The sequence below is a fragment of the Pseudomonas sp. Pseusp97 genome, from assembly GCF_047304025.1.
Classification (GTDB): Bacteria; Pseudomonadota; Gammaproteobacteria; order Pseudomonadales; family Pseudomonadaceae; genus Pseudomonas.
On the sequence record NZ_JBGLYK010000373.1, the window covers coordinates 1 to 2,936 of the forward strand.

4 protein-coding genes are annotated in these 2,936 nt (G+C 69.4%); all 4 read right to left on the minus strand.

Annotation, left to right across the window (positions count from 1 at the left end; translation table 11 throughout):
• Positions 1-450: hypothetical protein (locus ACCC94_RS28985; RefSeq protein ID WP_413353030.1), on the minus strand; the 450-nt coding region annotated here is incomplete at its 3' end.
• Between the two features lie 25 nt (positions 451-475).
• Positions 476-1,810: a sensor histidine kinase gene (locus tag ACCC94_RS28990; protein WP_413353031.1), complete on the minus strand. Its 1,335-nt coding sequence runs from the start codon at positions 1,808-1,810 to the stop codon at positions 476-478.
• A 92-nt stretch (positions 1,811-1,902) separates the two neighbouring features.
• Entirely contained in the window at positions 1,903-2,358 is a 456-nt protein-coding gene (locus tag ACCC94_RS28995) for a Spy/CpxP family protein refolding chaperone (protein ID WP_413353032.1), read from the minus strand.
• 168 nt (positions 2,359-2,526) lie between these two features.
• A partial coding sequence (locus ACCC94_RS29000) for a winged helix-turn-helix domain-containing protein (protein ID WP_413353033.1) occupies positions 2,527-2,936 on the minus strand: 410 nt, incomplete at its 5' end.

Here is a 2,936-nt window from a genome sequence, read left to right on the forward strand (position 1 = left end):
CAGGCGCACCGTCCAACCACTGGCGCGGGCGCGCCAGAGCAGGTGCCCACCCTGCCAGGCGGCCAGGCGTCGTGCCGGGGGCAGGGCTTCCGGCAGCCAGGCCCGCGCCTGCGGGTCGTAGCCTCGCAGGTCCAGGCGCAGTTCACCGCGGGCCGAGCTGAGCGACAGCTCCAGCGCGGCGTGCGGATGGCGCGCCAGCGCCCCTTCCAGCAAGGCATCCAGGGCTTCGCCCAGCGCATCCGGCCAGCTTTCCAGCGGCCAGGTGCCGCTCTGCGGCAGGCTCAGGTGCAAGCCGGGCCAACGTGCGCGCCACTGTGCGGCGAGGCGCGCCAGTTCAACCGCCAGCACCAGGTATTGCGGATCGTCATGGGGTTCGCTGCGCAGCAGGGCTGCCGGCAGCAGAGGCGGTTGCAGGGCAGGTATCGGCGTAGCGAAGGCGGGAAGGCTCATGGTGCTCTCCGAAAATGCGCTCAATTCAGGCGACCTGGCGGCGCAGCGGCAGGTCGATGCTGGCCAGGAAACCGCCGTCGGGATGGTTGCTCAGGCGCAGCCGCCCGTGGTGGCGCTCGATGGCGCGGCGGGCGATGGCCAGCCCCAGGCCATGGCCGGGGCTGTTCTGGTTGGGAGCGCGGAAGAAGGGTTCGCCCAATTGCGCCAGGTGATCTTCGCCGGCGCCGGGGCCGTGGTCGCGCACGCTGATGTGCAGGCGTTCGCCGTCGATCCGCGCCTGCACCTGCAGCGGCTGCTCCGCCGGGTTGAAGCGCAGGGCGTTGCGCAGCAGGTTGTCGAGGGCGCGTTCGAGCATGTCCGGCCAGCCGTCCAGAGCGAGTTGCGGGGCGACGTCGAGCTGGATGTCCTGTTCCGGGTAAAGCAGTTGCGCATCGTTGCGCAGGCGCTCGAATAGCGGCAGCAGGTCGACGCGGCTGGTCGGGCCGGGCTCGGCGTCGAGGCGGGCGAGGGCGAGGATTTCACCGATCAGCGCTTCCAGGCGGTCGCATTCCTGCTCCAGGCGCGGCCACATGGCGGCGCGCTGCTCCGGGTCTGCGCGTTCGGCCAGGGCCAGGGCGATACGCAGGCGCGCCAGCGGTGAGCGCAGTTCGTGGGACACATCGCGCAGCAGCTGGCGCTGGCTGCCAATCAGGCCCTGCAATCGCGCGCCCATGCGGTTGAAGTCGCGGGCCAGCACGCCCAGCTCGTCGCCACGGCGGGAAAGGCGGGCGAGGCTGTCCTGTTGATAACTGGTCTGGCCGAGGTCATGCACGGCGCGGCGCAGGCGGTTCAGCGGGCGGGTGATGGACAGGGTCAGCAGCAGGCTGAACACGGTCAGCACCACCAGGGCGATACCCAGGGCGCTGAGCGGCCAGAGCAGGCTGCTGCGGTGCCAGGCCTGCAGCGTGGGGTGCGGGATGCGGTAGATGAACAGGTAGGTCTGGTCGGTGCGGTTGCTGGTGTATTCCTGGCTCAGCTGGCGCCAGGGGAAGCGCGGCAGGTTCTCGCGGTCGAAGTTGCCGTGCGGGCGCGGCGGGCGGGGCAGGTAGGTCCCGTTGACCAGGCGCTGGCCGGTCTCGTCGAGTACCTGCACCGAGAGTTCGTATTGCTGCCGACGGCTTTCCAGCAGCTGTTGCGCGGCCGCCGGGCCTTGGGTTTCGTAGAGCAGGGTCCACTGCCTGGCGATGTCGTGCAGCCCGGGATAGCGGGCGATGACCCAGGTGTCCTGGTTCAGCGCGCGGCCCAGCAGGATCGACAGTCCGGCCACCAGCAGCAGGGCGAGCCAGAAGGCGGCGAGGATCCGCCAGAAGAGTGAGCGCATGGTCTTCCTGTTCAGCCGCATGGTCTATCCGTTGTCAGGGCTCCACGGCAAGGCGCCGGGTAGAACCCGGCGCCTGCGCTTTTTGGAGCGGATCAGTTGGTCTTGGCGCCGTCCTTCTGCGCCTTCCAGCTCTGGAACTCAGCCCATTCGGCCTTGCGCTGCTCGCGCTGCTTCTTCAGCTCGTCGAACTTCTTCTGCTGTTCGGGAGTGAGGATGCTGCGGATGCCGGCATCGGCCTTGTCACGGTTGGCCTTGAGTTCTTCCTGCATGGCCTTGCGGTCGGCCTCGGGCAGCTTGTTCCAGTACTTCTCGGTGATCGCCCGGCGATCCTTCATCGAGTCGCCCATCAGCTTGCCGACCTGCTGGCGCTGGTCCTGGGTCAGGTTCAGTTCACGCAGTGCGCCACCGTGTTCGCCGCGGTGCATGCCCGGGCCGTGGTCTTTCATGAACGGGGCCGGCGGCGGAGCGTCGGTCGGCGCGGGAGTGGCCGCCAGCGCGACGGTCGGCAGGGCGGCAGCGATCAGCAGGGCGGTCAGGGTCTTGCGCATGGTGTTTCTCCTTTCAGGGGCCGGTGGTTACCGGATGAGCCCAGTCTAGGGTCGGCAAGGTCAAGGGCGGTCAGTCCCAGGTAAAGCTTGGGTAAAGATCAGGTGAAGCCCTGCTGGAAACTTTACGAAGCCCGGGCCAGAGCGGCCCGGGCGGAAGACGCCTAGGGCTCAGGCCGCGTAGAAGTAGCCGCGCCCACGCAGGGCGAGGATGCGCGGGCGGCCGTCGGGGTGGCTGCCGAGCTTCTTGCGCAGGTTGCTGACGTGCATGTCCAGGCTGCGGTCGTACAGCGTCAGCTTGCGGCCCAGCGCGAGCTGCGCCAGGGCCTGCTTGTCCAGCGGCTCGCCCGGCTGGCGCAGCAGGGCTTCGAGGATGCGGCTCTCGGAGAGGGTCAGGCTGATCTCCTCGGCGCCGATGGTGGCCACGCCGCGCGACAGGTTCAGCGCCAGGTCGCCCAGCTCCAGTTGCGCGGCAGGTTGCGCCGGGTGGCTGCGGCGCAGCACGGCGCGCAGGCGGGCGGTGAGTTCGCGCGGATCGCAGGGCTTGGCCAGGTAGTCGTCGGCGCCCAGTTCCAGGCCGA

Bases quoted from the DNA above. Each gene is read 5' to 3' on its own strand.
- ACCC94_RS28990 (WP_413353031.1), bottom strand. From the start codon at position 1,810: ATGCGCTCACTCTTCTGGCGGATCCTCGCCGCCTTCTGGCTCGCCCTG.
- ACCC94_RS28995 (WP_413353032.1), bottom strand. From the start codon at position 2,358: ATGCGCAAGACCCTGACCGCCCTGCTGATCGCTGCCGCCCTGCCGACC.